Genomic DNA, 25,850 nt, shown 5'->3' with positions numbered 1-25,850 from the left:
GGTTACTTCCAGCCCTTGAGGAGCTTGCGGTAGGAGTCGCCGGTCGTCTTGACGGCCTTCTCCGGGGAGGTCTGTCCGGTGAGGACCTTCGTGTACTCGGTGACGAGCGGCGCGAAGAGGCTGCCGGTCTCCGGGATCCAGGGGCGCTCGACGGCGCTCTCCACGACGGGCTTGAAGAAGCCGACGATCTCGTTGTCGACGACGCTCTCCTGCGCGTAGGCGGAGGTGCGGGTCGGCAGCAGGTTGAGCTCCTTGGTGACCTGGGCCTGGGTCTTGACGGAGGTCATGTAGTCGACGAAGGCGTAGGAGGCGTCGAGGTTCTTGGAACCGGCGTAGACGGCGAGGTTGTGACCGCCCTGCGGGGCGCCCTGCGCGGCGGAGCCGGCCGGGACCGGGGCGACGCCCAGGTTGGCCTTGTCCTTGAACTCCTTGCCGGTGTAGGTGTCGGCGACGGCCCAGGGGCCGTTGATCATCATCGCGACCTTGCCGTCCTTGAAGGACGCCTGCATGTTCTCCCAGCCGTCCGTCGCGTCGGTCTTGGCGGCGCCGGAGTCGACGAGGTCCTTGACGACCTTCATCGCCTTGACGCCGGCCGGGTTGTCGATGGTGACGGACTTGTTGGAGGCGTCGACCATGTCGCCGCCCTCGCCGTACAGGAAGGACAGGAACCAGTACGCGTCGTCGCCGCGCAGGTAGAGGCCGGTCTTGCCGGTCTTGTCCTTGATCTTCTTCGACGCGGTCTTCAGCTCGTCGACGGTCTTGGGGACCTGGACGCCGGCGTCCTTGAAGATCTTCTTGTTGTAGAAGATGCCCATGGAGTCGATGACCTGCGGCACCGCGTACGTCTTGTCCTTGTACTTGGTGGACGCGGCGGCCTGCTTCAGGAAGTCGTCCGCCTTCTGGAGGGCGGGGGTGCCGTCCAGCGGGGCGAGGTAGCCGAGGTCGGCGAACTCGGGTGTCCACGCGACCTCGGAGCGGATCACGTCGGGGGCGCCGGAGCCGGACTGCGCGGCGTTCTTGAACTTGTTCTGCGCGTCACCGAAGGGGACGTTGACGTACTTGACGTCGACCTTGGGGTGCTCCTTCTCGAAGCCCTCGGCGATCTTCTTGAAGACCTTGTCCTCGCTGCCCGCCGTGGAGGTGTCCCACCACGTGACGGTGCCGGAGAGCTCGCCCGAGCTCTTGGAGGTGCCGTTGGAACTGTCGTCGTCGCTGCCGCAGGCGGTCGCCGCGAGCGCCAGGGCCGCGACCAAGGCGGTGGCCGTTATGCCACGTCGCATCTGAACTCCTTCAACTGCCGTACCGCTCCGTCGCGGCGCCGGGTCGACGTGAACGTAACAAGGATGAAAGAAGGCCGAAAGAGTTTGCGGAAGATTTCTGCAAGCTCCGGCGATCGTTACATTCGCGTGTCCTCACGGTTGCCGTCAAGCCCCTTGACGCGCGGCCATGAACCCTGACAGGGGCTGGCCAGCGCCCCTGATTCCGCAGTGCGACGATCTGACCGCAGCCCGCAGTACAGCTCCGCAAGATGTTGCAAGATATTGCCGAAGGGCTCGACCGGAGGTGCCGCGTGAGCAGCCGGGGAGAACCTCGGGAGGAGCCGGGTGGCAGAGCCGCGGGCCGGTCCCCCGGCCGCCGGCGTCCGAATCCTGTGCATGGTGGGCAATCCGACCCGCTCCCGGTACAGTCCAGTCCCATGACCGCACGGCTTGCCGATATCGCAACTCAGGCGGGGGTCAGCGAAGCGACGGTCAGCCGTGTACTGAACGGCAAGCCCGGGGTTGCCGCTGCCACCCGCGAATCCGTCCTCGCCGCGCTCGACGTCCTGGGCTACGAACGGCCCGTACGGCTGCGCAGGCGCAGCGCGGGTCTGGTCGGCCTCATCACGCCGGAGCTGGAGAACCCCATCTTCCCGGCGCTCGCCCAGGTCATCGGCCAGGCACTGACCCGGCAGGGCTACACCCCGGTGCTGGCGACCCAGACCCCCGGCGGCTCCACCGAGGACGAGCTGACCGAGATGCTGGTCGACCGAGGCGTCTCGGGAATCATCTTCGTCTCCGGGCTGCACGCCGACACCTCGGCCGATATGCAGCGCTACGAGCAACTGCGCGCCCAGGGAGTCCCCTTCGTACTGGTAAACGGTTTCTCGCCCAAGGTGCGGGCGCCGTTCATCTCACCGGACGACCGGGCCGCGATGCGGCTGGCGGTGACGCACCTGGTGTCGCTGGGCCACACCCGGATCGGACTGGCCGTCGGGCCCAAGCGGTTCGTCCCCGTGGTCCGCAAGATCGAGGGCTTCCACGCCACGATGCGCGAGCAGTTGAACCTCACTCCGGATGAGGTGGAGGGGCTGATCCAGCACTCCCTGTACACGCTGGAGGGCGGCCAGGCGGCCGCCTCCGCGCTGATGGAGCGGGGCTGCACGGCGGTGGTGTGCGCGAGCGACATGATGGCGCTGGGCGCCATCCGTGCTGCTCGCAGGCTCTCCAGGGACGTGCCGCGTGATCTGTCGGTGGTCGGTTACGACGACTCCCCGCTCATAGCGTTCACCGATCCGCCGCTGACCACGATCCGGCAGCCGGTGACGGCGATGGGCCAGGCCGCGGTGCGCACGCTCCTGGAGGAGATCGGCGGCACTCCCGCCCCGCACAGCGAGTTCGTCTTCATGCCCGAGCTGGTCGTGCGCGGCTCGACGGCCGCAGGTCCCGGTCCGGGCGCGGTATCGCCCGCCCCGCCCGTCCAAGGGTCCCACGCACACCCGTAGTCCGCAGGACGTGCGGGCAGTCCGCCGGCCCGCAGGACGTGCGGGCCGCTCCCGACCGGAGGATCATCAGGCGGAGGGGGCGAATCTGGCAGACTCTGTGCCTATGGGTGAATTGAGCGTGAAACGACAGGAAGGCCGTACGGAGGCCACCCCGTCACCCATCGTGAACGAGGCGGCTCCCGAGGCGAACACGAAGCAACCCGGCAACGTGAACCGGATGCGAAGACTGCGCGATCGCACCCTGGCAGGGCTGCGTGGTCCACGGTCCCCGCGAAGGCCACGCCTCTGGTTCGAAATCCTGCTGATCGCGGTCAGTTACTGGCTGTACTCGCTGGTGCGCAACGCCGTCCCCGAGCAGAAGGCGGCGGCCCTGGCCAACGCCGACTGGATCTGGTCGGTCGAGCGGTTCATGGGCATCGCGGTGGAGCGGTCGGTCAACCACGCGGTCAACTCGGTGACATGGCTGATCGTGTCGATGAACTACTACTACGCGACACTGCACTTCATCGTCACCATCGCTGTGCTCGTGTGGCTGTTCCGCCGTCACCCGGGCCGCTACGCGGCAGCCAGGCTGGCCCTGTTCGCGACCACGGCGGCCGCGCTGGCGGGCTACTACCTGTACCCGTTGGCGCCACCCCGCCTGATGAACGGCAGCACGTTCATCGACACGGTCATGGTCCACCAGACCTGGGGTTCGATGGCTTCGGGCAACTTCAAACAGATGTCGAACCAGTACGCGGCGATGCCGTCGATGCACATCGGCTGGTCGCTGTGGTGCGGGCTGACCGTGTTCGCACTGGCCTCCGCGCCCTGGGCGAAGATCCTGGGCCTGCTCTACCCGGTGGTCACCCTGATGGTGATCGTGTCGACCGCGAACCACTTCTGGCTGGACGCGGTGGGCGGCATGGCCTGCCTGGCCTTCGGCTACGCGGTGTCGTACGCCTGGTACGGAGCGCTGCCGCACCATCTGCCGAGGCGGATTCCCCCGAAGGACGCCGGGCGCGCCCGGCTGTCCGCGCTGTCGGTCCACCGGACGAAGGCCGCGGTGGGGCGGAACTGAGGACGGGGTGAGACGGGCCGGGCGCGCCCGGGTTTCGGGGCACCGCCCCGGACCCCGCTCCTCAATCGCCGGAGGGGCTTGATTAGCCCGGGGCAGCCCCGCCTCACACCGCCGCCCCGTAGAACCGTTCGTCCACCACCGCCCGCGCCCGCCGGGTGATCCGCCGGTAGTCCTCCAGCATGTCGCCGACGTGGCCGGGCTCGTACCCCAGGTACCGTCCCACCGCGGTCAGCTCCCGGGGGTTGGACGGGAACGTGTCGCCCGGCCTCCCCCGTACCAGCATCACCGCGTTGCGGACCCGGGTCGCCAGCACCCACGCCTCGTCCAGCGTCTGCGCGTCCTCGGCGGAGAGCAGCTCCGCCGCGCACGCCGCGGCCAGCGCCTCACGGGTCCGGGTGGTCCGCAGCCCCGGCTCCGCCCAGCCGTGCTGCATCTGCAACAGCTGGACCGTCCACTCGACGTCGCTCAGCCCGCCCCGGCCCAGCTTCGTGTGGAGCGTCGGGTCAGCCCCGCGCGGCAGCCGCTCGGACTCCATCCGGGCCTTGAGCCGCCGGATCTCGCGGACCGCGTCCTCCCCCAGTCCCTCGGGCGGGTAGCGCAGCGGATCGATCAGCTCGATGAAGTCGCGGCCCAGATCCGCGTCGCCGGCCATCGGCTGGGCGCGCAGCAGCGCCTGGCTCTCCCAGACCAGCGCCCAGCGCCGGTAGTACGCCTCGTACGACTTCAGGGTGCGGACCAGCGGTCCGCTCTTGCCCTCGGGGCGCAGATCGGCGTCGATGATCAGCGGCGGGTCCGCGGTGGGCAGCTGGAGCAGCCTGCGCATCTCGGCCACCACCCGGTTCGCGGCCCGTGCCGCCTCCTGCTCGTCGACGCCCTCGCGCGGCGCGTGGACGAACAGGACGTCCGCGTCGGAGCCGTATCCGAGCTCCTGGCCACCGAAGCGGCCCATGCCGATCACGGCGAACCTGGTGGGCAGGGTGTCGCCCCATTCGGCGCGCACGGCGGCGCGCAGGGCCCCGGCGATGGTGACGGCGTTGAGGTCGGTAACGGCGGTGCCGACGCGGTCGACGAGCGCGCCCGGGTCCTGTTCCGCGGGGCTGTCCTCGGTGCCGTAGGAGCTGATGAGGTCTGCGGAGGTGGTCCGGAACAGTTCGCGCCGGCGCACCCCGCGCACCACCGCCACCGCCGATTCCGCGCTTCCCGAGCGCCCCACCGCTGCCAGCACCTCCTGCTCCAGGGCGTCCCGGCCGCGCGGCTTCAGCCCCTGCGGGTCGCCGAGGATGGTCACCGCCTCCGGGGCGCGGAGCAGCAGGTCGGGGGCGAGCCGGCCGGCCGACAGGACCCGGGCGAGGTTCTCCGCCGCCGCACCCTCGTCGCGCAGGAGGCGCAGGTACCACGGGGTCTTTCCCAGGGCGTCGGACACCTTGCGGAAGCCGAGCAGCCCGGCGTCCGGGTCGGCGGAGTCCGCGAACCAGCCGAGCAGCACGGGCAGCAGGGTGCGCTGGATGGCGGCCTTGCGCGAGACGCCGGACGACAGCGCCTCCAGGTGCCGCAGCGCGGCCGCCGGGTCCTCGTAGCCGAGGGCTTCGAGCCGGTGCGCGGCGGCCTTCGCGCTGAGCCGGGACTCGCCGGGGGCGAGCTGGGCGACCGCGTCGAGCAGCGGCCGGTAGAACAGCTTCTCGTGCAGCCGGCGCACCACGGAGGCGTGCCGCTTCCAGGCCTGGTTGAGCTCGGTGACGGGGTCGGTGCGCATGCCCAGCGAGCGGGCGAGGCGCCGCAGGTCCGGTTCGTCCTCCGGGACCAGGTGGGTGCGGCGCAGCCGGTAGAGCTGGATGCGGTGTTCCATCGTCCGCAGGAAGCGGTAGGCGTCGTCCAGCTGCGCGGCGTCCACCCGGCCCACGTAACCGCCCCGGGCGAGCGCGCCCAGGGCCTCCAGGGTCGAGCCGCTGCGCAGGGCGGTGTCGTTGCGGCCGTGCACGAGCTGGAGCAGCTGTACGGCGAACTCGACGTCCCGCAGCCCGCCGGGGCCGAGCTTGATCTCGCGGTCGACCCGGTCGACGGGGATCGTGTCGATGACGCGGCGGCGCATCTTCTGCACGTCGGGGACGAAGTTCTCCCGGTCGGCGGCCTGCCAGACGAGCGGCGAGACGGCGTCGACGTACTCGGCGCCCAGCGCGGGGTCACCGGCCACCGGCCGGGCCTTGAGGAGCGCCTGGAACTCCCAGGTCTTGGCCCAGCGCTGGTAGTAGGCGAGGTGCGAGGAGAGGGTGCGCACCAGGGGCCCGTTGCGGCCTTCCGGGCGGAGGTTGGCGTCCACGGGCCAGATGGTGCCCTCGACGGTGGTGTCGGAGCAGATCCGCATCATGTGCGCGGCCAGCCGGGTGGCGGCCGGGATGGCGGCGCTCTCCTCGGCGCCGTCGGCGGGTTCCGCCACGAAGATGACGTCCACGTCGGAGACGTAGTTCAGTTCGTGGCCGCCGCACTTGCCCATCGCGATGACGGCGAGGCGGCACTGCGCGGCGTCCTCCGGCGTCGCCGTACGGGCGATGGCGAGGGCGGCCCGCAGGGTCGCGGTGGCCAGGTCCGCGAGCTCGGCGGCGGTCTGGGCGACATCGGTGGTGCCGCACACGTCCCGGGCCGCTATCGACAGCAGGCACCGGCGGTAGGCGACGCGCAGGGCGTCCTGGTCGTCGGCCCCGGCCAGCTCGTGCTCGAACTCGGCCACCCCGGGGTGCAGATCGGTGGCCTCGTACGTGACGAGTGCCTGCCAGTCGCGGGGGTGGCGGGCCAGGTGGTCACCGAGCGCCTCGGACGCCCCGAGCACCCCGAGGAGCCGGTCCCGCAGCGGTTTGGCGGTGACGAGGGTGTCCAGCAGGATCTGCCGCTCGTCCGCCTCCTCGGCCTCCACGAGCCGTACGACGCCGCGCAGCGCGAGATCGGGGTCGGCGGTGGCGCCGAGCGCTTCGAGGAGGACGGGGTCGGAGCGTACGGAGGTCAGGTCCGGCAGGTCGAGCAGCCGTTCGGCGGCGGACGGGTCGGTGAATCCGTGTCGCAGCAATCGGGTGAACGTGCTGCTCCTGCGCCCCGGCAACGTCGTCATTCCGTGCTCTCTCCTGCTCGCCGCCCGATCACGTACCAGTCTTACGAGCCTAGTCCCGCACCGATGAATACGGGGCGGTCGCACAGTCTGTACTTCACCGGCAAATCTCGTTCAGCATCCTTCTGGAGGCCCGATCATGTCCGCAGCCGAACCGCACGCCGAGCTGGACCCCCGATACAGCAGCGCCGGCGCGGAGCCCGCCCGCTGGGCCGACGCGCGGAAACTGCTGTCCGATGCCGAGCTGTACTGGCTGACGACGGTCCGCCCCGACAGCCGCCCGCACGTCACCCCGCTGATCGGGGTCTGGTGGCAGGGGGCGCTGTACTTCTCCACCGGCGCGGAGGAGCGCAAGGGCCGCAACCTGGCCGCCAACCCCGAAGTGGTCCTCACGACCGGCACCAACGCCTGGACCGAGGGCTTCGACGTGGTGGTGGAGGGCCGGGCGGAACGAGTGACGGACGCGGCCTCGCTGACCGCTCTCGCCCAGGCCTGGGAGGCGAAGTACGGGAAGTTCTGGCACTTCGACGTCGCGGACGGCGTCTTCGTGGGTGCTCAGGGCAACCGGGCCGAGGTCTTCGCGGTCTCCCCGCGCACGGTCTTCGGCTTCGGCAAGGGCGAGCGGTTCACCCAGACCCGGTGGCGCTTCGCCTGAGCGACCGGGTCTCGGGCACCGGTAGCTCGGGCATGGTCCCGCCCGAGCTACCGGGACGGGTCGGGCATGGTCCCGGTCACGACGGTGGCGTACAGCTCGTCGCAACTGACCACGCGCGGGATCAGGCCACTGCCGCCGACGATCTCCTCTGCGGCGGCGGCCTGCCGTTCGCTCGTCTCGACCAGCAGGCTGCCGCCCGGCGCCAGCCACCTGGGCGCTTCTGCGGCCACCCGGCGCATGACGTCGAGACCGTCGCCGCCGCCGTCGAGCGCCACCAGCGGCTCGTGCACGCGCGCCTCCGCGGGGAGTAGTGCGACATCCCCGGTCGGTACGTACGGCACGTTGGCGAGCAGTACGTCGACACGCCCGCGCAGCGAGCCGGGCAGCGGCGCGAAGAGGTCGCCCTCGTAGACCCGGCCCAGCTCACCGACGTTGCGCCGGGCGCAGCGCACGGCGGCGGGTTCGACATCGGAGGCGTGGAGTTCGACATCCTCCAGCGCCGCGGCGAGCGCGGCGCCGAGCGCGCCCGTGCCGCAGCAGAGGTCGACCACGACGGCGGGTCTCGGGGCGAGTTCCACGGCCTGCCGGATCAGGAACTCGGTGCGGCGGCGGGGAACGAAGACCCCGGGGTCCACGGCGATCCGGAGCCCGCTGAACTCGGCCCAGCCCAGGACGTGTTCCAGGGGCAGACCGGCGGCGCGGCGCTCCACCATGGCGGTGAGCGCGGCGGGGTCGGCAGCGGTGGAGGCGATCAGCTCCGCCTCGTCCTCGGCGAATACGCAGCCGGCGGTGCGGAGGGTGGTGATGACGGATGAGAGGTCGAGCGGTGACAGCGGGACCGGCATGGAGCGGAGCCTTTCGGGAAAAACGCCGATGGGTGCTCCGCGGCCGGGTTATGTCCGATCGGCCACGCGTTGACGAGGGGCGAGCACCCAGCCTGATACAGCGGTGATGGGTCCCACCTCCTTCGGTACGTCCCCGTGCGGGGTCTTGTCTTGCGGTGCGTCCCCGTGCGGGGAATCGCGCGTACGTCCCCGTACGGGGGAACGTCACCCTACCCCAGCGGGGTCCGGCGCGTGCCGGACCCCGCTGGGCGTCAGCGCTTCCGGGGCCGCCAGTCGTTGCCGCCGTCGATGAAGCGGCTGTGTACGGCGACCGAGGTGTTGGCCGCCCGGGTGTGCCGGGCCTCGGCGCTGTGGTGTCGCTCGATCTGCTGGCCGTCGAAGTTGTCCGTGGAGCGGCGCCGTTCCTTCAGCATCAGCTTCACGATCAGGAAGACGATCACCGCGAACAGCACACCGAGCAGTACGAAGATCTCGACCATGGCTCCCCCGTCCCTTGCTGCCTTGGCTTCATTGTCAGTGATCGGACAGGTACGGTCCACCGGAACCTTGGGCTCCGCAGGCGCGGCCCGTTCCGGAGCCCGATGACGTGAGGAACAGAGGACCAACACCGCGCCGCGCGGTGCGTTCGGGTGTCAGTCGAGGGGCGTGTCTTGGTGGGCCGCCGCGATGGCGTCGATGCGGGCGGCCAGGTCGAAGTCCGCCTCCGTCAGTTTGTAGTTGGCGTCGTGTGTGGTGACCGCGATGTGCAGGTGGTCAATCCTCAGATCGATGTCGGCGTGGTGGCCGATGCGCCGCTCCCGGTCTGCGATGTGCACGATCATCGCGACGCCTGCGTGGTAGCGGATGTCGACGCGACGGTGGATCTCGTCTCCGTCTCGCGTCCACTCCGGGAGCGCGGCCAGCCGCTCCGCGATCTCCCCGTCGGTCAGCGGCTGCGGTACGCCCGCCATGTCATCCCCTCTCGGTCACCGATGCCAACACCTCAGCAAGGTCTTGGCCGATCGGGGCATCCTGCACCGGACTGCGAGTAGTCCGTCGCACCACCAGCCCTCTTCAAGCCACAACGATTGGTTGTGGCTGCCTAGGATGACGACGTGGACACCGAGGCATTGCGATCGTTCGTCCGGGCCGCCGAGCTCGGGCAGCTGCGGCATGCGGCCGATGAGCTGGGCGTGACGCAGCAGGCGGTCTCCAAGCGGATCGCCGCGCTGGAGCGGAAGCTGGGGGTCCGCCTGTTCACCCGCACCCCCCGAGGGGTTGAGCTGACCCTGGACGGTCAGGCCTTCCTCCCCCACGCACGGAGCATCGTGGCGGGTGTCGAGCGCGCCGTCGCCGCGGTCAGGCCGGGCTCACGGGCCCTGCGCATCGACGTCCTCGGCCTGCGGAGCGCGCAGGCCCTCGTGCTGCACGACTACTGGCGGTCGCGTCCGGAGTCCGGCCTCGACGTGGTGACCCTCCGGGTCAACGACCCGCGTGTGGCGGCCGCCGCCGTCGCGGCGGGCGATATCGACGCCTCGTTCCGCACCGTCACGGACCCGGACGCGCTGCCGCCCGGGGTGCGGATGATCCACGCGTTCGACTCTCCCCTGGAACTCCTGGTCGGCCCGGCGCATCCGCTCGCCTCCGCGTCCAGCCTGACACCGGCGCAGTTGCGCAAGCACCGGATCTGGGTGCCGGGCATCGCGCCACTGAGCGAGTGGTCGGACTTCTACGACCAGCTCGTCACCGCGTTCGACCTGCGTATCGACGCGGCCGGGCCGCACTTCGGTGACGAGGTGCTCCTCGACACCCTCGCGGAGTCCGGGCAGGTGGCCACCCTCGTGGGGGCGCGCGACCGGTACACCTGGCCGGCGGAGTACGACCTGCGCCGCATCCCGGTCGTGAGTCCGACCCTCGCGTACCCGCTGTCGCTCATCGTCCCCGCGGCGAACCCCCATCCGGGGCTGCGCGGGGTCATCGCCCACCTCGAAGGCCTGCCGCCTCTCGCCGGACCGGTCTGGCGCCCGACCTGGGCAACGTGAACCGGCCGTCGTCCCCGTCACCGCACCCCACCACCGCAAAGGATCGTGGCATGTCCAACGACCGCCTCATGCGCGTCCACAGCCCCGAGTTCCGTGCCATGTCCGAGCGGGTCCTGCTGGCCACCCGGCTCACCTCCCGGCTGAACGTCCTGCCCTTCGAGGACGAGACGGGAAAGGCCGAGCTGTTCGATCAGATCCTCGGCAGACCGCTGCCCCCGAAGGTCACGGTCTACCCGCCCTTCTACACGGACCACGGGCTCCGACTGGACCTGGCCGAGCGGGTGTTCATCAACCAGAACTGCACGTTCCTGGACTACGCGGGCATCCGGCTCGGTGAGCGGGTGATGGTCGGACCCAACGTCATGTTCATCACCCTCGGCCACCCGGTCGATCCCGGGGAGCGGCGGGAATGGCTGACCGGCGCGCCCATCGACGTGGCGGAGAACGTGTGGATCGGCGCCGGAGCCAAGATCCTGCCGGGCGTCAGCATCGGCCGCGACGCGGTCATCGCCGCCGGCTCCGTCGTGGCCGATGACGTTCCACCGGCCAGCCTGGTGACGGGTGGCAAGGCGGCGGTGCGGAGGCGGTGGTGATCCCGCCCGGAACGGTACTCAGCAGCGCCGCGCGGGAGTTACGCAGGCTGGGCCGTCGGCAGGTCCGCAGGGTGCCTGGCCGTCGGCAGGTCCGCAGGGTCGGGTCTTAGGCCCGCCGCCCCGGCGCCCGCACCGCCAGCCATGCGCACAGCGCGGCCAGCGGAAGCTCGGCACAGACCGCCATCGCTATCGCCGTGACGAGGTCGCTCCCCGCAGCAGCCGTCGTGGTGTCGAACCAGGCATCGACCACAAGCAGAGTGGCGGCCGCGGTGGCCGCCAAGCGATGCCGCCGGTCGCCACGGGCAGCAAGGACTCCGGTGCCGATCAGGCCGACCGCCTCAAGCGCATCGAGCCCCATCCAGGGGACTTGCCAGCGGGCGGCGGTCGCGGCGGCGGGCAGCCCAGTCGCCAGCACGTACAGCCAGGGCAGCAGAGCGAGCCCGCACACGACCAGCAGCCACCCGGCCCGGCCGACCAGCCGCGAGCCCGGCTCGGCCTCGGCCACCACCCGGTCTGCCCCCTCCGGCCGCGCACGGTCGTGCGGCAGAACGCCCTCCGCACCCTCGCCGCCCTCCGTACCCTCGCCGCCTCCGGCTACGAACCGCTCAGTATGTGAGGCCAGTTCTCGCATGCTCTCGCTCCCTTTCGCGTTCCCTTCCCTTACGACCTCCAGCCTCCGTCTCGTACCCAGGCACCGTCAGTCACGCAGCTATCCGGCCTGGGGTGGAGAAAAGTGCACCCCGGCCCCGGGCGCAGACGTCATGGCCCGGCGGTGGCGAGCGGCTCTACTGTTTCGGGCATGCACTTCAGAACGTGGCAACCGGATCTTCTGCGGCGGCCGTTCGGAGGTGCGGGCCGCGCCACGGCGTTCCACTGCGCCGGCATCGCGATCCAGTTCGGTGTGCTGCTGGTCCTGGCGCTGCCATGGATCTACTTCGTGCCGGCGGCGCTGTGGGCCGTGACGGTGGCCGTCGTGGTGCCGTCGGCCACCGTGGTGCTCGCCGGTCCGCTGCTCACCCGGGTGCAACGGGCACGTTTCCGAGACCGGCTGGACGTGGTCGTGCCCGCTCCCGCGGGCCTGGCGGAGCGGCCCGGACGGCAGGGCATCCGGCAGTGGCTGAGCTCGGCTCCGGGCCGCCGCCAGTTGCGCTACCACCTGCTCGTGGGTCCGCTGTGCGCGCTCGGCGGTCTGGCGGTCCTGGTGCTGTGGGCAGCGGGGGGTGCCGCGGCCTCGGTCTGTGTGTGGCTCTGGGTGACCCCGTGGCAGTGGCGGGCGGAGAACGCGGGCTATGCGGTGAAGGCGGCGTATGTCACCGCCGCAGGCGTCGCCCTGCTCTACCTGACCGCCTGGCTGGCGAACGGGCTGGCACGCCGGGACACCCGCGCGGCGAACGCGCTGCTCGGGCCGAGCCGCGAGGAGGAACTGACCCGACGCGTGAAAGACCTCGCCGAGAGCCGCGCGGGCGTGGTCGACGCGGCCGACGCCGAGCGGAGACGGATCGAGCGCGATCTGCACGACGGTGCGCAGCAGCGTCTGGTGGCGCTCGCGGTCAACCTCGGCCTCGCCAAGGCCACACTCGGTGACCTGCCGGAGGATGCCCGAAGGGTGATTGACGAGGCGCACCGCGAGGCGAAGGAGGCCATCTCCGAGCTGGACAATCTCGTACGTGGCCTACATCCGGCGGTTCTGGAGGACCGCGGGCTCGACGCCGCCCTCTCCGGCGTCGCCGCCCGGCTTCCCCTGCCGGTCCGCCTGTCGGTGAACATGGAGCGGCGCTCATCGCCCACCGTCGAAGCGGTCGCGTACTTCGTGGTCTCCGAGACCCTGACAAACGTGGTCAAGCACGCCCAGGCTTCGAAAGCCGAAGTGACCATCGAACAGACGAGGGGGACACTATTGATCGCCATCACGGACGACGGCGTAGGAGGCGCGGATCCCTCGGGTGTCTCGGGCACCGGGCTCGCGGGACTCGCCAAGCGCGTCGCGTCTGTCGACGGCACGTTCTCCTGCCGCAGTCCCCTCGGGGGCCCGACTGTTGTCACCGTGGAGCTGCCGTGCGCGCCGTGATCGCCGAGGATTCCGTCCTGCTGCGGATCGGGGTGGTCAAGGTCCTGGAGATGGCGGGCTTCGAGGTGTGCGCCGAGGTGGCCGACGCGGCGGGGTTGCTGACGGCGGTGGAAGAGCATCGGCCGGACATCGCCGTGGTCGACGTCCGGATGCCGCCCGGATTCACCGACGAGGGGGTGCGAGCCGCTCTCGTGATCCGTCAGCAGTGGCCGGACACCGCCGTGCTGTTGCTGTCGCAGTACGTGGAAGAGCGGTACGCGGTCGATCTCCTCGCCACCAACACGTCCGGCGTCGGCTACCTGCTCAAGCAACGGATCGCTGACGTCCAGGAGTTCGCGGAGTCGGCACGCAGGGTCGCGGCCGGCGGCACCGCGCTGGACCCGCAGGTCGTTGCACAATTGCTGGTGCGGCGCCACAGCGATCCGCTCGACCGGCTGACGCCGCGCGAGCGTGAGGTGCTGGAACTGATGGCGGGCGGCCGGTCCAACGCCGGGATCGCGGCCGGACTCGTGATCAGCGACAGCGCGGTTGCCAAGCACATCAACAGCATCTTCACCAAGCTCGACCTGCCCAGGGCGGAGGCCGACCACCGTCGAGTGCTGGCTGTCCTTCGCCTGCTCGGCGTCGCGAACGGCTAGCGATAGACGGCCCAGAGTTGATCAGGGACTACAACACAGGCAGCAGGTTCTTCAGCTAGAAGGCGGTGGCCTCGCTGCGGTACCCGAATGTCTTTCCGGGATGTTCGTCGAAGGCGGTCGCGATGCGCTGACAGCCGGTGGCACGGTGTTGTCGGCGCGTATGCGGTTTTTGATACGCGGACGATATGTGCCCGCTCGTAACATCGAGAGTATGCGTGTGTTGATCGTCGAGGACGAACCCTATATGGCGGAAGCCATCCGCGACGGCCTGCGCCTGGAAGCGATCGCGGCCGACCTCGCGGGTGACGGCGACACCGCCCTGGAAATGCTGAGCATCAACAGATACGACATCGCCGTCCTCGACCGCGATATCCCCGGCCCTTCCGGTGACGAGATCGCCAAACGCATCGTCGCCTCGGGCAGCGGCATGCCGATCCTCATACTGACCGCGGCCGACCGCCTCGACGACAAGGCATCCGGCTTCGAACTCGGCGCCGACGACTACCTCACAAAACCGTTCGAACTGCAGGAACTCGTCCTCAGGCTCCGGGCACTCGACCGCAGGCGGGCCCACAGCCGGCCTCCGGTCCGTGAAATCGCAGGGCTGCGGCTGGACCCGTTCCGACGCGAGGTCTACCGGGACGGCCGCTACGTCGCGCTGACGCGCAAGCAGTTCGCCGTACTTGAGGTCCTCATCGCCGCCGAGGGCGGTGTCGTCAGCGCCGAGGAACTTCTGGAGCGCGCGTGGGACGAGAACGCCGATCCGTTCACCAATGCTGTCCGAATCACCGTCTCAGCACTGCGCAAGCGTCTCGGTGAGCCGTGGATCATCGCCACGGTCCCCGGCGTCGGCTACCGGATCGATGCACAGCCGCAGGCCGGAGAGGGGGGAGGGAACCATGGATAGAGCGCCTGGATTGAGTGTCCGCCTCAAGCTCACCCTCAGCTACGCCGGATTCCTCATGCTCGCCGGTGCCTTGGCGCTCGCCGCCGCAGGAGTGTTCCTCCTGCGACAGGGGTGGTTGCAAACCAACGAAGAGGGGGCGTGGAAAAGAAACCCGGTCATCGACTTCGTGCAGGGTTTCGCGCCAACGGCAGCCGCAGTAATGGTGCTCCTCCTCGTGTTCGGCCTCATGGGAGGATGGATCCTCGCTGGTCGTATGCTCGCCCCCCTGGCCCGCATCACCAACGCTACCCGCACGGCCGCTACGGGATCGCTCTCGCACCGTATCCAGATGCCGGGCCGCCGGGACGAGTTCCGCGAACTTGCCGACGCCTTCGACGCGATGCTCGCTCGGCTTGAAGCACACGTCGCCGAGCAGCAGAGATTCGCGGCGAACGCCTCGCACGAACTGCGCACTCCGCTGGCCATCTCGAAGTCACTTCTCGACGTGGCCCGCACAGATCCATCACACGACACCGGCGAAGTCCTCGACCGCCTCCAGGTTGTCAATACCCGAGCGATCGACCTCACTGAAGCGTTGCTCCTGCTCAGCCGAGCCGACCAGCGATCCTTCGCCCGCGAACAGGTCGACCTGTCCCTCATGGCGGAAGAAGCCACCGAAACGCTTCTCCCCCTCGCGGAAAAGAACGGCGTCACCATCGAGACCCGCGGCGACATCACCCCCACGAGCGGATCGCCGGCGCTACTGATGCAACTGACCATGAACCTCGTGCACAACGCGATCGTCCACAATCTGTCCGAACAGGGCAGGGTGTGGGTCACTACCGGCGTCCACTCCGGCACCGTGATACTCACGGTCGAAAACACCGGCGAGAAACTGCCTCCACACATGGTCTCGACGCTCACCGAACCATTCCAGAGGGGCACCGAGCGTATCCACGCCAACCAGACGGGCGTCGGCCTCGGCTTGGCCATCGTCACCACCATCACTCGCGCGCACGACGGCACCCTCACCCTCACCCCGCGTGACACGGGCGGCCTGCGCATCACGGTGGAACTGCCCGCAGGCACCTCCCCGCGGTCGTGATACGCGCTCATCCGACAGGACCACGAGCATGCCGAAGTACAGGATGCTCTCGGCCGGATCGCACGGTGGGTTTCGTCCGTCATAGGCCAGGACGCTGGGGCCAGGGCCCCTCGGCCGACGTCGAAGTGCCGCCCGTCGACTATGGCCGGGTGACCAGCACCGCGCCAACGTATCGGCAGCATATCGAAAACTGCATACGTGCCGGCAACACTCGGTCTCCTTGAATGGAGGCATGACCTACAGCGAACCAGTGGGAATCACCGCCTTCGGATGTGGGCGGGACGAAGCCGCTCGGTTCCGTGAACTGGCGCCCCGATTCGGCGTGACACTGACGATCACAGAATCCGCGGTGTCGGAGGATGACGTTTACCTGGCATCCGGGAACCGGTGCATCAGCGTCGGACACAAGACCCGGATCACCCCGGCGGGACTTCGGGTGCTGAGCCGAGTCGGCGTCTCCTACATCTCCACAAGAAGCATCGGGTACGACCACATCGACGTGGATTATGCGGCTCGCCTCGGCATTTCCGTCGGGAACGTCTGCTATTCGCCCGACAGCGTCGCCGACTACACGGTGATGATGCTGTTGATGGCAGTGCGCCACGCCAAGTCCACCGTCCGCCGCACGGATGTGCACGACTACCGACTGCACGACGTACGAGGGAGAGAGCTGCGCGACCTGACCGTCGGCGTGGTCGGAACGGGGCGCATCGGCACGGCCGTCACGGAAAGGCTCAGCGCCTTCGGATGCCGGATATTGGCGCACGGAAATCGTGCCGGCGACCCCGGCGACGTGGTGTCGCTCGATGACTTGCTGAGGTCGAGCGACGTCGTCACGCTCCATGCGCCACTCAACGCCGAGACGCACCACCTTCTCGACCGTGCGCGCATCCGGCACATGAAACCCGGCGCGTTCGTGGTCAACACCGGGCGCGGTGCCCTCATCGACACGGCCGCGCTGGTCGCGGCGCTGGAGGACGGACACCTGGGCGGTGTCGCCCTCGATGTCGTCGAGGGCGAGGAAGGCGTGTTCTACGTCGACCGGCGGAACGCGCCCATCGAGAGCAAGTCACTGTTGCGGCTGCAGGAAATGCCGAACGCGTTCATCAGTCCGCACATCGCGTATTACACGGACCGCGCCCTGAGCGACACGGTAGAGAACTCGATCATCAACTGTCTGGAATTCGAAAGCGGGAATCAGCATGTCTAAGGCCAAACTTCAGGTCGGAATCCTCTTCGGAGGCTGCTCGGAGGAACACCCCATCTCCGTCAAGTCAGCGCAGGAGATCGCGCGGAACCTCGACCCGGACAAGTACGAGCCGCACTTCATCGGGATCACGCGCGGCGGCGCCTGGAAACTCTGCGAAGGCCCCGCCGCGGACTGGGAAAGCGCCGTCGCGTACCGGTCCGCCGTGCTGTCCCCGGACCGAGGTGTGCGCGGACTGCTCGTCCTCGATCAGGGAAAGTACGAGACGATCGGCCTGGATGCCGTGGTGCCCGTCCTGCACGGCAGACTCGGGGAGGACGGCGCGATCCAGGGTCTGCTCGAACTGTCCGGAATCCCTTACGTGGGCTGCGATGTCCAGAGTTCCGCGCTGAGCATGGACAAGTCCCTCGCCTATGTCGTCGCGGCGGACGCCGGGATCGCCACGCCGAATTTCCGGACGGTCCCGGCCGGCGAGGGCATCGACGCCGACCGGCTCACCTATCCCGTCTTCGTGAAGCCGGCCCGTTCGGGATCTTCCTTCGGGGTCAGCAAGGTCTCGCATGCGGGAGACATTCCGGCCGCGCTGCGCGTTGCCCGGCGGTATGACACGAAGGTTCTGGTCGAGGAGGCGGTCGTCGGCAGCGAGGTCGGATGCGCCATCCTGGGCGGGGGAACGGACCTGATCGCGGGGGAAGTCGACCGGATCGCCCTGTCCCACGGCTTCTTCCGGATCCACCAGGAGGACGAACCCGAGACCGGCTCCGACAATTCGACGCCGATTGTCCCCGCCGATATTCCGGCTGAATCCCGGGCACGCGTCCAGGAAGTGGCGAAGGCCGTCTACCGCGCCCTGGGCTGCAGCGGCCTCGCCCGCGTGGACCTGTTCCTCAAGGACGACGGACAGGTCGTCCTCAACGAGGTCAACACGTTCCCCGGCATGACCTCCTACAGCCGTTATCCGAGGATGATGGCCGCCGCCGGGGTTCCGCTGTCCGATGTGATCGACCGTCTGGTGACCGGGGTGCTCGCCCGGTCCCTGCCTTCGACGGAGCAGGCCGATGCGTAACGACTTCGTCTTCATGGACGAGTTCATGCCCGGGGTCCGCTGGGACGCCAAGTACGCCACGTGGGACAACTTCACCGGAAGACCGGTCGTCGGATACCTGGCCAATCGCATCGTCGGCACCAGGGCTCTGTGTGCGGGATTGCAGGGCGCACGAGAGGAGGCGGCCTCGTACGGGTTCGGCCTGCTTCTCTGGGACGGCTACCGTCCGCAGCGCGCCGTGGACTCTTTCCTGCGCTGGTCGGAGCAGCCGGAGGACGGCCGCACCAAGCACCGCCACTACCCCAATATCGACCGGCCCGAGATGTTCGAGAACGGATATGTGGCCGCCAAGTCGGGCCACAGCCGCGGCAGTACGGTCGACCTGACGCTGTACTGCCTGGACAGCGGCGACCTCGCCGCCATGGGTGGCGACCACGATCTGATGGACACGGTCTCGCACCACGGAGCGGATGGAATCCCGCAGGCCGCGGCGGACAGCCGCAGACGTCTTCGCTCCATCATGGAGACCAGCGGATTCAGCTCCTACGCCTGCGAGTGGTGGCATTACACGCTCAAGGACGAGCCCTACCCGGACACGTATTTCGACTTTCCCATCACACAAGTGAGCCTGGGATGAATACCGCGAGGCTCCGCCGGTCCGGCGGAGCCCCGGCGTCCCCGGACGCCGAACGGCGAAAGCTAAGGGCAGCCCCACCAGAACCACCACCTATCGCCGGCGTATCGAGAACCGCATACGCCCCGGCAACACCCCGCCGCCTTCACTGGAGCCATGACTCAGAGCCGGCTGTCCCCCGCCCCGCACCACCTCTCCCTCGCCGAGATCGCCGCGCTCGTCGGCGGCCGGGTCACGGGTGACGTGACCGTCACAGTGAGTGCGCCGACCGTACTCGACAGTCGGCACGGCGAACCGGGCGGTCTCTTCGTCGCCATGGCCGGTGAGCACGCCGACGGCCACGACTACGTCGGCCGCACCCGGGCGACCGCCGTGCTCGGCTCCCGGCCGACACCGCTCCCCACCGTCGTCGTCGACGACGTACCGGCCGCACTGCAGACACTCGCCGCCCACTCCGTGGCCCGGCTGCGCGAGCGGCTCACCGTCGTAGCGGTGACCGGCTCGCAGGGCAAAACCAGCACCAAGGACCTGCTGTCCGCGGTCCTTTCTGGCGCCGGGCCGACCGTCACCACACACGGTTCGTACAACAACGAACTCGGCGTGCCCCTGACCATGCTGCGCGCCGACGCGCACACCCGCTTCCTCGCCCTCGAAATGGGCGCCCGCCACCTCGGCGACATAGCCCACCTCACCGGCCTGGTCGCACCCGACATCGCGGTCGTGCTCAATGTCGGCCAGGCCCACATCGGGGAGTTCGGCTCGCGTGCGGCCATCGCACGGACCAAGGGCGAACTCGTGCGTGGCCTCGCACCCGGCGGCACTGCCGTCCTCAACGCCGACGACCCCCGCGTCGTCGCGATGCGTGCGCTGACCGACGGGCCGGTCCTGACCTTCGGCCGCGCCGAACACGCCGACATTCGTGTCCAGGAACTGGTCCTCGACCGCCTGGGCCGGGCGACCTTCACGCTACGCACCTCCGGCGCCTCGGCCCGTGTCGCGCTGCCGATCGTGGGCGCCCACCAGGCACTCAACGCGGCGGCCGCCGCAGCGGCGGGACTCGCGGCCGGAATCCCCCTGGTCACCTCGGCGGTGGCCCTCAGCACCGCCTCACTGTCCAAATGGCGCATGGAGGTGCGCCCCCTGGCCTGCGGCGCGACCCTGCTCAACGACTCCTACAACGCCAACCCCGACTCCACCCGAGCCGCCCTGGACACACTCGCGGCCATCACAGGCCACCGCCGTATCGCCGTACTCGGCGCGATGCTCGAACTCGGCGCCGACAGCGAGGCCGAACACCGAGCAGTGGGCGAATACGCAGCCGCGCGCGCCGACCTGGTGGCCGTCGTCGGCGAAACCGCCCGCCCCGTCACCGCCGCCGCGGGAATGCGGGCGGTCGCACTCACCGACAACCGAGCGGCCGTCGACTGGCTGCGCGAGCACCTCACCGACGGCGACATCGTCCTCGTGAAGGCGTCGCGCGGCGCCCGCCTCGACGAGGTGGCCGCCGCACTCGGGTAACCGTGCGGCGCGGGCTCAGCGCCCGCGCCGGCGCATGTACAGGTCGAAGGCGCGGTAGACCAGCGGTCGCAGCGGCAGATCCCACTCCCCGACGTACCGCACCGCCCGCCCCCCGGTGCCGGCCTTGAACCGGATCAGGCCCACCTGCGGATCGGCGACGTCGAGCGTTGGCGTGATGCCGCGCAGGTCGTACACGTCGCAGCCCGCCGCCAGAGCGTCACGGATCATCGCCCACTGGCAGGCGTTGGAACCCCGCACCTCACGCTTGGCCGTCGAGGAGGCGCCGTACGCGTACCAGGCGTGTCCGCCGACCCGCACCAGGATCGTCGCGGCCACCAACTCACCCTCGTGGCGGGCCAGATAGAGCACGATCCGTCCGGGATCCTCGGCGCTCAACTCCGCGAACATCGTCTCGAAGTACGTCAACGGCCGCGGCGTGAATCCGTCGCGCGCGGCGGTGTGCGCGTAGAGCTCGTGGAACGCCGCGAGGTCCGACGCGGCACCGACCGTGACCTCGACCCCCACCTTCGCGGCCTTCTTGATGTTGCGGCGCCACTGCTGGTTCATAGCCTTCAGAACGTCGTCCTCCGACCTTCCCACCAGCGGCACCTCGTACGTGAACTGCGGCTGCCCGGCCCCGAACCCGTCCTCAGGGCTCTGCGGCAGCCAGCCGCCCGCCCGGAGCCGTCGGCTCACCTCGGCACCGGTCGGATCGACGTGCCCGTCGGGGAGTCCGGTGAGCCGCCCCACCGCAGGATCGGCCACGCCGTCCTTGACCTGCGCCGCATCCCAGGTGTGCGTCCGCACCGGCGGGCACAGCCGGATCGCGAACGCGCCACGGACCTTGAGATATGCCGCCAGCGGGTCGAGCCACGCACCGATGTCCCCGGACCAGTCGATGTCAGGACCCCACGGCACATACGCAAGTGTGAACCGCGACAGCCCCGGCACCGGCCGGTGAAGGACAAGCCCCGCCCCCACAAGCCGACCGCCGTCGAACCATCCGAGCGACTCACTGCGCCACTCCGTCTTCACCCGCCCCCACGCCGGAGTCTGCAGAAAGTTCACCGACCGACGCGCCCGCACGAAGGCCAGGTGCTCGGCGTCGCTGATCGGCGCGACGGTCAGTGTCACAGGGAGGAACAGGGGTGCTGGTTCGCGGTAGGACATGGCGCCAGCCAAGTCGGCCCCGTGTTGCCGGCGCGTATCCGCTTTTCGATATGCCGAAGATACGCGCCACTCAGCCGCTCCGCGGGCCCCGGCACGGAACCCGCACCAGTTCGCCCTGGGCTGCGGAACGAGTCTTCGCCTGCGGCACTTCTACGCCTCTGTGCTCCTGGACGCCGGAGCGAACATCAAGGCGCTCCGCCCGTCCGGGCCTGACGGCCCAGAGCTGATCATGACTGCGGGCGGGCCACTCCGGTTGAACCGGGTGACCCGCCCGCAGTGCGCTCTCCGTGCCGCTGATCAGGGACTACAGCACCGGCAGCAGGTTCTTCAGCTCGAAGGCCGTGACCTCGCTGCGGTACTCCTCCCACTCCTGCTTCTTGTTGCGAAGGAAGAAGTCGAAGACGTGCTCGCCGAGCGTCTCCGCGACCAGTTCGCTCTTCTCCATCAGCGAGATCGCCTCGCCCAGGTTCTGCGGGAGCGGCTCGATGCCCATCGCGCGGCGCTCGGCGTCGGACAGGGCCCAGACGTCGTCGTCGGCGCCCGCCGGGAGTTCGTAGCCCTCCTCGATGCCCTTGAGGCCGGCGGCCAGCAGGACCGCGTACGTCAGGTACGGGTTGGCGCCGGAGTCGATCGAGCGGACCTCGACGCGGGCAGAGCCCGTCTTGCCGGGCTTGTACATCGGGACCCGGATGAGGGCGGAGCGGTTGTTGTGGCCCCAGCAGATGTACGAGGGGGCCTCGCCGCCGGCGCCCGCGGCGCGGGAGGAGCCGCCCCAGATGCGCTTGTAGGAGTTGACCCACTGGTTGGTCACGGCGGAGATCTCCGCGGCGTGCATCAGCAGACCCGCGATGAAGGAGCGGCCGACCTTGGACAGCTGGTACTCGGCGCCGGACTCGTAGAACGCGTTGCGGTCGCCCTCGAAGAGGGAGAGGTGGGTGTGCATGCCGGAGCCGGGGTACTCCGAGAACGGCTTCGGCATGAACGTCGCCTGCACGCCCTGCTCCAGCGCGACCTGCTTCATGACCAGACGGAACGTCATGATGTTGTCGGCCGTGGAGAGCGCGTCCGCGTACCGCAGGTCGATCTCCTGCTGGCCGGGGGCGCCCTCGTGGTGGCTGAACTCGACCGAGATACCCATCGATTCGAGCATCGTGATCGCCTGGCGGCGGAAGTCCATCCCGACGTTCTGCGGGGTGTGGTCGAAGTAGCCGGAGCTGTCCGCCGGGGTGGGGCGGCTGCCGTCCACCGGCTTGTCCTTCAGCAGGAAGAACTCGATCTCCGGGTGGGTGTAGAAGGTGAAGCCCAGGTCCGAGGTCTTGGCCAGGATGCGCTTGAGCACGTAGCGCGGGTCCGCGAAGGACGGCGAGCCGTCCGGCATCAGGATGTCGCAGAACATGCGGGCGGTGCCGGGGGCCTCCGCGCGCCAGGGCAGGATCTGGAACGTGCCCGGGTCCGGCTTGGCGATCATGTCCGACTCGTAGACGCGGGCGAAGCCCTCGATGGCCGAGCCGTCGAAGCCGATCCCCTCGTCGAACGCCTGCTCAAGCTCGGCAGGGGCCACGGCCACGGACTTGAGATAACCGAGCACGTCGGTGAACCACAGCCGGACGAACCGGATGTCCCGCTCCTCAAGTGTCCTGAGGACGAATTCCTGCTGCTTGTCCATAGCCACATCCTTGCAGTTCAGACGGTCCGTGCACCACCGCCCGGGGTAGGGGAGACACTGCCAGTATCACGACCCGGGATTTCACCCAGATTACGCACACGACGTGAGATGGAGCACTCGGCCACCCACTACGATCGTCGGCCATGGTGTGCACGGGTCGCGGCAGTCCGGCAACCGCCCTGCGCACACCGGATTTCCGGCCCGTTCCAGACCCTCATCGCCCCTTCGCAGAAGGACCCACGACATGAGCCACGAGAGCCACGACCGCAGGACGCGCATAGAGCAGATGCGCAACGCCGACCGCACGCGGGACCGCCGCAACCGTGTGGCCGCCATAAGCATCGGCGCCGTCGTCGTCGCAGGTCTCGTCGCCTTCGGCAGCTACACGCTGCTCGACAGGTCCGAGGCGTCGGCGGACCAGAAGTCCTCGGACGCGAAGGCCTCGGAGCAGCCCGGGGCGGAGGGGAAGGACGCGGGCGGCGACGCGATCGAGGGCGAGAAGACCTGGGACGCGAAGAAGCTGAGCCGCAACCACGTCACCAAGCCGGTGACGTACCCGATGAAGCCCCCGGTCGGCGGTGACCACGACCCCGTCTGGATGAACTGCGACGGGGAGGTATACAAGAAGCCGATCCCCGACATGAACGCCGTGCACGCGCTGGAGCACGGTTCGGTGTGGGTGACGTACACGGACAAGGCCCCGGCCGCCGACGTGGCCGCGCTGGCGGACCGGGTCTCGAAGACCCCGTACTCGCTGATGAGTCCGTACAAGGACCAGGCGGGCACGATCATGCTGAGCGCCTGGGGCAAGCAGCTGACGGTGGACGGCGCCGGTGACCCCCGGGTGGCGCAGTTCTTCAGTAAGTACGTGCAGGGGCCGCAGACACCGGAGCCCGGTGCGGCGTGCACCGGCGGGCGGGGGGCGGAATGACGGTTACGGAGCGCACCCGGCGCACCCGCTGGGTGGCCGGTTCGGCCGTGGCGCTCGCGGTGCTGTTCGCGGGCGCCGCGACGGTGGCCTCGGCACGGGACGACGGGGCGGGCGAGCACACAAGCGCCGCCGGGTCCGCCCCGCGCACGCCCGGGACGGGGCCCGCGACGGGGCCCGGGACGGACTCGGCGGACGCCGGGTTCGCCCGCGACATGGCCGTCCACCACCAGCAGGCCGTCGAGATGTCCTTCATCGTCCGGGACCGCACGCGGGACGAGGACGTACGCCGGCTCGCGTACGACATCGCCAACACCCAGGCCAACCAGCGGGGCATGCTGCTCGGCTGGCTGGATCTGTGGGAGCTGCCCAAGGTGGCCGCCGGGCAGGAGCCGATGGCCTGGATGGCCGGGGGTGGCGGGAGTGGGCACGAAGGCCATGACATGGCGGGGATGCCCGGCATGGACGGGGACGCCTACCAGGCGCACGACGGGTCCCTGATGCCCGGCATGGCCACCCGCACCGAGCTCCGCCAACTCCGCGAGGCCGGCGGCAAGCAGGCCGAGATCCTGTATCTCCAGCTGATGACCGACCACCACAAGGGCGGCATCGACATGGCGCGCGGCTGCGCGGACCTGTGCACCGTCAAGGTGGAGAAGCGGCTCGCCCGGGGCATGGTCGAGGCCCAGCAGTCCGAGCTGGACGCGATGGCCGACCTGCTCGCCGAGCGTGGAGCGAAGCCCCGTGGAGCGAAGCCCCGAGTCCACGGCTGAGAGTTCCCGCGTACCGCAGATGCACCCGAATGGGTGACAGCGCTCGCGTACCCCGAACGGGCCCCTCACGATGGGTTCGCTCGGGGTCGTAGAGCAGTGCCCACCGGCACGCAGGAGGAGTCCCCCATGACCACCGCCAAGGAAATCATGCACACCGGCGTCACCTGGATCCCGGCGCACGAGACCCTCGACCGCGCCGCACAGCTGATGCGTGAGCACAAGGTCGGCGCGCTGCCCATCTCGGCCGAGGGCGACCAGGACCGGATGATCGGCATCCTGACGGACCGCGACATCGTGGTCGACTGCGTGGCGATGGGCAAGGACCCGTCGAAGGTGACCGCGGGCGACCTGGCTCAGGGCACGCCGCGCTGGATCGACGCGGGCGCGGAGGTTGAGGACGTGCTGCACGAGATGCAGGACCACCGGATCCGGCGGCTCCCCGTCGTCGAGAACAAGAAGCTGATCGGCATGATCAGCGAGGCCGATCTCGCACAGCACCTCTCCGACGACCAGATCGCCGCCTGGGCCGAGAAGGTCTACTCCCGCAACTGACCGCACCGCGACTGACCCGCACCGCGTACGGCCTGACCGCCCGACGCGCCCGTCCTCCGCCGCCCGACGCGCCCGTCATCCGCCGCGCGGGGTGACGGGCCGCCGCCGTTTATATACCCGGTAGGGGTAGGGTGGCCGCCATGTTCGGGACGAGGAGTGCGAGGTACGGGCAGCTGCTGCTGTTCGCCGCGCTGCTCTTCGGCATCTTCACCATGCACACGGTCGGTCACCCGGCGGAGCACGGCGGGCGGGGTGGCGCTGCCGCCCCGATGGCCGCCGCCGGGCACGCGGCGGCCGCACCCATGGCCGTCGCGCACGCGGCGGCTGCCCCGGAGGCCGCCGCGCACCCGGACCTCCGGCGCCCCGTCCACCCGGCGCCGATGCGCGGCATGGACCCGATGGCCGTCTGTCTCGCCGTGCTCTCGGTCTGGGGCCTCGCCCTGCTCACCGCTCTCATGGCGGCGCGGCGGCCCGCGAGCGGTCTGCCGCGGACAACCGTCGCCGGTTCTTCGCGCAGGCCCCGGCCCCCTCCCCCACCACGGCCGCGCAAGGCCGTCCTCACCGGTCTGTCGGTACTGCGGATATAGGCGGCGCCCGCGCCCCCGTCCGGGGCGAACCGCGCCCC

General features: G+C 69.7%; 25 protein-coding genes. 17 read left to right on the top strand and 8 right to left on the bottom strand.

What is annotated here, in order from left to right; all coding sequences use genetic code 11:
* Window positions 1–2 precede the first annotated feature (2 nt).
* Window positions 3–1,280: an extracellular solute-binding protein gene (locus ACZ601_RS11010; protein WP_469535749.1), complete on the bottom strand. Its 1,278-nt coding sequence runs from the start codon at window positions 1,278–1,280 to the stop codon at window positions 3–5.
* A gap of 416 nt (window positions 1,281–1,696) precedes the next feature.
* Here ACZ601_RS11010 and ACZ601_RS11005 point away from each other — a divergent pair, with 416 nt between their 5' ends.
* Together ACZ601_RS11005 and ACZ601_RS11000 are read left to right on the top strand one after the other, a co-directional pair.
* Window positions 1,697–2,764 carry a LacI family DNA-binding transcriptional regulator gene (locus ACZ601_RS11005; RefSeq protein ID WP_469535747.1) on the top strand — a complete coding sequence of 356 codons (1,068 nt, stop codon included), beginning with the start codon at window positions 1,697–1,699 and terminating at the stop codon, window positions 2,762–2,764.
* A 103-nt stretch (window positions 2,765–2,867) separates the two neighbouring features.
* Window positions 2,868–3,824, top strand: coding sequence for a phosphatase PAP2 family protein (locus tag ACZ601_RS11000; protein ID WP_469535744.1), 957 nt, complete (start codon window positions 2,868–2,870; stop codon window positions 3,822–3,824).
* Between the two features lie 103 nt (window positions 3,825–3,927).
* Here the strand turns inward: ACZ601_RS11000 and ACZ601_RS10995 are convergent, their stop codons facing one another.
* Window positions 3,928–6,924 carry a bifunctional [glutamine synthetase] adenylyltransferase/[glutamine synthetase]-adenylyl-L-tyrosine phosphorylase gene (locus ACZ601_RS10995; RefSeq protein WP_469535741.1) on the bottom strand — a complete coding sequence of 999 codons (2,997 nt, stop codon included), beginning with the start codon at window positions 6,922–6,924 and terminating at the stop codon, window positions 3,928–3,930.
* 136 nt (window positions 6,925–7,060) lie between these two features.
* Between ACZ601_RS10995 and ACZ601_RS10990 the strand changes: the two genes are divergently transcribed.
* Complete coding sequence (locus ACZ601_RS10990) at window positions 7,061–7,576, top strand: pyridoxamine 5'-phosphate oxidase family protein (protein ID WP_469535739.1); 516 nt, start codon at window positions 7,061–7,063, stop codon at window positions 7,574–7,576.
* A gap of 47 nt (window positions 7,577–7,623) precedes the next feature.
* Here ACZ601_RS10990 and ACZ601_RS10985 read toward each other — a convergent pair whose 3' ends face one another.
* The 3 genes from ACZ601_RS10985 to ACZ601_RS10975 all read right to left on the bottom strand — a co-directional run bounded on the left by ACZ601_RS10985 (window position 7,624) and on the right by ACZ601_RS10975 (window position 9,371).
* Window positions 7,624–8,421: a putative protein N(5)-glutamine methyltransferase gene (locus tag ACZ601_RS10985; protein ID WP_469535737.1), complete on the bottom strand. Its 798-nt coding sequence runs from the start codon at window positions 8,419–8,421 to the stop codon at window positions 7,624–7,626.
* A 251-nt stretch (window positions 8,422–8,672) separates the two neighbouring features.
* Window positions 8,673–8,900, bottom strand: a complete 228-nt coding sequence (locus tag ACZ601_RS10980) for a hypothetical protein (protein WP_440573726.1) — start codon at window positions 8,898–8,900, stop codon at window positions 8,673–8,675.
* A 153-nt stretch (window positions 8,901–9,053) separates the two neighbouring features.
* On the bottom strand, window positions 9,054–9,371 hold the full coding sequence (locus tag ACZ601_RS10975) for a 4a-hydroxytetrahydrobiopterin dehydratase (protein ID WP_469535734.1): 318 nt from the start codon (window positions 9,369–9,371) through the stop codon (window positions 9,054–9,056).
* Window positions 9,372–9,515: 144 nt separating this feature from the next.
* Between ACZ601_RS10975 and ACZ601_RS10970 the strand changes: the two genes are divergently transcribed.
* Window positions 9,516–10,442, top strand: a complete 927-nt coding sequence (locus tag ACZ601_RS10970; protein ID WP_469535732.1) for a LysR family transcriptional regulator — start codon at window positions 9,516–9,518, stop codon at window positions 10,440–10,442.
* A 50-nt stretch (window positions 10,443–10,492) separates the two neighbouring features.
* Entirely contained in the window at window positions 10,493–11,035 is a 543-nt protein-coding gene (locus ACZ601_RS10965) for a sugar O-acetyltransferase (RefSeq protein WP_469535729.1), read from the top strand.
* A gap of 106 nt (window positions 11,036–11,141) precedes the next feature.
* Here the strand turns inward: ACZ601_RS10965 and ACZ601_RS10960 are convergent, their stop codons facing one another.
* Window positions 11,142–11,666 carry a hypothetical protein gene (locus tag ACZ601_RS10960; RefSeq protein ID WP_469535727.1) on the bottom strand — a complete coding sequence of 175 codons (525 nt, stop codon included), beginning with the start codon at window positions 11,664–11,666 and terminating at the stop codon, window positions 11,142–11,144.
* Between the two features lie 168 nt (window positions 11,667–11,834).
* Here ACZ601_RS10960 and ACZ601_RS10955 point away from each other — a divergent pair, with 168 nt between their 5' ends.
* The 8 genes from ACZ601_RS10955 (at window position 11,835) to ACZ601_RS10920 (ending at window position 20,136) form a co-directional block, all read left to right on the top strand.
* Complete coding sequence (locus tag ACZ601_RS10955; protein WP_469535724.1) at window positions 11,835–13,103, top strand: sensor histidine kinase; 1,269 nt, start codon at window positions 11,835–11,837, stop codon at window positions 13,101–13,103.
* Complete coding sequence (locus tag ACZ601_RS10950) at window positions 13,091–13,741, top strand: response regulator (protein WP_469535721.1); 651 nt, start codon at window positions 13,091–13,093, stop codon at window positions 13,739–13,741. The genes ACZ601_RS10955 and ACZ601_RS10950 overlap by 13 nt, the downstream gene beginning before the upstream one ends.
* Before the next feature lie 211 nt (window positions 13,742–13,952).
* Window positions 13,953–14,648 (top strand): response regulator transcription factor, encoded by a 696-nt coding sequence (locus ACZ601_RS10945; protein WP_469536473.1) that lies wholly within the window; start codon window positions 13,953–13,955, stop codon window positions 14,646–14,648.
* Window positions 14,641–15,732, top strand: coding sequence for a sensor histidine kinase (locus tag ACZ601_RS10940; protein ID WP_469535718.1), 1,092 nt, complete (start codon window positions 14,641–14,643; stop codon window positions 15,730–15,732). The genes ACZ601_RS10945 and ACZ601_RS10940 overlap by 8 nt, the downstream gene beginning before the upstream one ends.
* A gap of 232 nt (window positions 15,733–15,964) precedes the next feature.
* The gene (locus ACZ601_RS10935) at window positions 15,965–16,942 is read left to right on the top strand and encodes a D-isomer specific 2-hydroxyacid dehydrogenase family protein (protein ID WP_469535715.1); all 978 of its coding nucleotides are present in this window, start codon (window positions 15,965–15,967) and stop codon (window positions 16,940–16,942) included.
* Window positions 16,935–18,005 carry a D-alanine--(R)-lactate ligase gene (vanA, locus tag ACZ601_RS10930; protein ID WP_469535712.1) on the top strand — a complete coding sequence of 357 codons (1,071 nt, stop codon included), beginning with the start codon at window positions 16,935–16,937 and terminating at the stop codon, window positions 18,003–18,005. The genes ACZ601_RS10935 and vanA overlap by 8 nt, the downstream gene beginning before the upstream one ends.
* Entirely contained in the window at window positions 17,998–18,621 is a 624-nt protein-coding gene (gene vanX / locus ACZ601_RS10925; protein WP_469535709.1) for a D-Ala-D-Ala dipeptidase VanX, read from the top strand. The genes vanA and vanX overlap by 8 nt, the downstream gene beginning before the upstream one ends.
* A 153-nt stretch (window positions 18,622–18,774) precedes the next feature.
* A complete protein-coding gene (locus ACZ601_RS10920; protein WP_469535706.1) occupies window positions 18,775–20,136 on the top strand; it encodes a UDP-N-acetylmuramoyl-tripeptide--D-alanyl-D-alanine ligase in 1,362 nt (453 codons plus the stop codon).
* Between the two features lie 15 nt (window positions 20,137–20,151).
* On the opposite strand, the gene ACZ601_RS10915 is transcribed toward ACZ601_RS10920, so the two are convergent.
* Both ACZ601_RS10915 and glnA read right to left on the bottom strand, forming a co-directional pair.
* Window positions 20,152–21,306 carry a lipid II:glycine glycyltransferase FemX gene (locus ACZ601_RS10915; protein ID WP_469535702.1) on the bottom strand — a complete coding sequence of 385 codons (1,155 nt, stop codon included), beginning with the start codon at window positions 21,304–21,306 and terminating at the stop codon, window positions 20,152–20,154.
* Window positions 21,307–21,610: 304 nt separating this feature from the next.
* Entirely contained in the window at window positions 21,611–22,972 is a 1,362-nt protein-coding gene (gene glnA / locus ACZ601_RS10910; protein ID WP_123526403.1) for a type I glutamate--ammonia ligase, read from the bottom strand.
* Window positions 22,973–23,216: 244 nt separating this feature from the next.
* Here glnA and ACZ601_RS10905 point away from each other — a divergent pair, with 244 nt between their 5' ends.
* From ACZ601_RS10905 to ACZ601_RS10890, 4 genes are all read left to right on the top strand, one after another.
* Window positions 23,217–23,903, top strand: a complete 687-nt coding sequence (locus ACZ601_RS10905; protein WP_469535698.1) for a DUF3105 domain-containing protein — start codon at window positions 23,217–23,219, stop codon at window positions 23,901–23,903.
* On the top strand, window positions 23,900–24,673 hold the full coding sequence (locus tag ACZ601_RS10900; RefSeq protein WP_469535695.1) for a DUF305 domain-containing protein: 774 nt from the start codon (window positions 23,900–23,902) through the stop codon (window positions 24,671–24,673). Before ACZ601_RS10905 ends, ACZ601_RS10900 begins: the two co-directional genes overlap by 4 nt.
* 126 nt (window positions 24,674–24,799) lie before the next feature.
* On the top strand, window positions 24,800–25,225 hold the full coding sequence (locus ACZ601_RS10895) for a CBS domain-containing protein (protein WP_440573711.1): 426 nt from the start codon (window positions 24,800–24,802) through the stop codon (window positions 25,223–25,225).
* A gap of 140 nt (window positions 25,226–25,365) precedes the next feature.
* Window positions 25,366–25,812 (top strand): DUF6153 family protein, encoded by a 447-nt coding sequence (locus tag ACZ601_RS10890; RefSeq protein WP_469535691.1) that lies wholly within the window; start codon window positions 25,366–25,368, stop codon window positions 25,810–25,812.
* Window positions 25,813–25,850: the final 38 nt, after the last annotated feature.

This window comes from Streptomyces sp. NPDC104307, assembly GCF_055584045.1.
Note: the sequence above shows the minus strand (reverse complement) of the source record. Positions and strands in the feature narration are given on the sequence as shown.

What these genes read in the sequence shown, in the direction of transcription:
- ACZ601_RS11010 (WP_469535749.1), bottom strand. Translation starts at nt 1,280, where the DNA reads ATGCGACGTGGCATAACGGCCACCGCCTTGGTCGCGGCCCTGGCGCTC.
- ACZ601_RS11005 (WP_469535747.1), top strand. Translation starts at nt 1,697, where the DNA reads ATGACCGCACGGCTTGCCGATATCGCAACTCAGGCGGGGGTCAGCGAA.
- ACZ601_RS11000 (WP_469535744.1), top strand. Translation starts at nt 2,868, where the DNA reads ATGGGTGAATTGAGCGTGAAACGACAGGAAGGCCGTACGGAGGCCACC.
- ACZ601_RS10995 (WP_469535741.1), bottom strand. Translation starts at nt 6,924, where the DNA reads ATGACGACGTTGCCGGGGCGCAGGAGCAGCACGTTCACCCGATTGCTG.
- ACZ601_RS10990 (WP_469535739.1), top strand. Translation starts at nt 7,061, where the DNA reads ATGTCCGCAGCCGAACCGCACGCCGAGCTGGACCCCCGATACAGCAGC.
- ACZ601_RS10985 (WP_469535737.1), bottom strand. Translation starts at nt 8,421, where the DNA reads ATGCCGGTCCCGCTGTCACCGCTCGACCTCTCATCCGTCATCACCACC.
- ACZ601_RS10980 (WP_440573726.1), bottom strand. Translation starts at nt 8,900, where the DNA reads ATGGTCGAGATCTTCGTACTGCTCGGTGTGCTGTTCGCGGTGATCGTC.
- ACZ601_RS10975 (WP_469535734.1), bottom strand. Translation starts at nt 9,371, where the DNA reads ATGGCGGGCGTACCGCAGCCGCTGACCGACGGGGAGATCGCGGAGCGG.
- ACZ601_RS10965 (WP_469535729.1), top strand. Translation starts at nt 10,493, where the DNA reads ATGTCCAACGACCGCCTCATGCGCGTCCACAGCCCCGAGTTCCGTGCC.
- ACZ601_RS10960 (WP_469535727.1), bottom strand. Translation starts at nt 11,666, where the DNA reads ATGCGAGAACTGGCCTCACATACTGAGCGGTTCGTAGCCGGAGGCGGC.
- ACZ601_RS10955 (WP_469535724.1), top strand. Translation starts at nt 11,835, where the DNA reads ATGCACTTCAGAACGTGGCAACCGGATCTTCTGCGGCGGCCGTTCGGA.
- ACZ601_RS10945 (WP_469536473.1), top strand. Translation starts at nt 13,953, where the DNA reads ATGCGTGTGTTGATCGTCGAGGACGAACCCTATATGGCGGAAGCCATC.
- ACZ601_RS10940 (WP_469535718.1), top strand. Translation starts at nt 14,641, where the DNA reads ATGGATAGAGCGCCTGGATTGAGTGTCCGCCTCAAGCTCACCCTCAGC.
- ACZ601_RS10935 (WP_469535715.1), top strand. Translation starts at nt 15,965, where the DNA reads ATGACCTACAGCGAACCAGTGGGAATCACCGCCTTCGGATGTGGGCGG.
- vanA (WP_469535712.1), top strand. Translation starts at nt 16,935, where the DNA reads ATGTCTAAGGCCAAACTTCAGGTCGGAATCCTCTTCGGAGGCTGCTCG.
- vanX (WP_469535709.1), top strand. Translation starts at nt 17,998, where the DNA reads ATGCGTAACGACTTCGTCTTCATGGACGAGTTCATGCCCGGGGTCCGC.
- ACZ601_RS10920 (WP_469535706.1), top strand. Translation starts at nt 18,775, where the DNA reads ATGACTCAGAGCCGGCTGTCCCCCGCCCCGCACCACCTCTCCCTCGCC.
- ACZ601_RS10915 (WP_469535702.1), bottom strand. Translation starts at nt 21,306, where the DNA reads ATGTCCTACCGCGAACCAGCACCCCTGTTCCTCCCTGTGACACTGACC.
- glnA (WP_123526403.1), bottom strand. Translation starts at nt 22,972, where the DNA reads ATGGACAAGCAGCAGGAATTCGTCCTCAGGACACTTGAGGAGCGGGAC.
- ACZ601_RS10905 (WP_469535698.1), top strand. Translation starts at nt 23,217, where the DNA reads ATGAGCCACGAGAGCCACGACCGCAGGACGCGCATAGAGCAGATGCGC.
- ACZ601_RS10900 (WP_469535695.1), top strand. Translation starts at nt 23,900, where the DNA reads ATGACGGTTACGGAGCGCACCCGGCGCACCCGCTGGGTGGCCGGTTCG.
- ACZ601_RS10895 (WP_440573711.1), top strand. Translation starts at nt 24,800, where the DNA reads ATGACCACCGCCAAGGAAATCATGCACACCGGCGTCACCTGGATCCCG.
- ACZ601_RS10890 (WP_469535691.1), top strand. Translation starts at nt 25,366, where the DNA reads ATGTTCGGGACGAGGAGTGCGAGGTACGGGCAGCTGCTGCTGTTCGCC.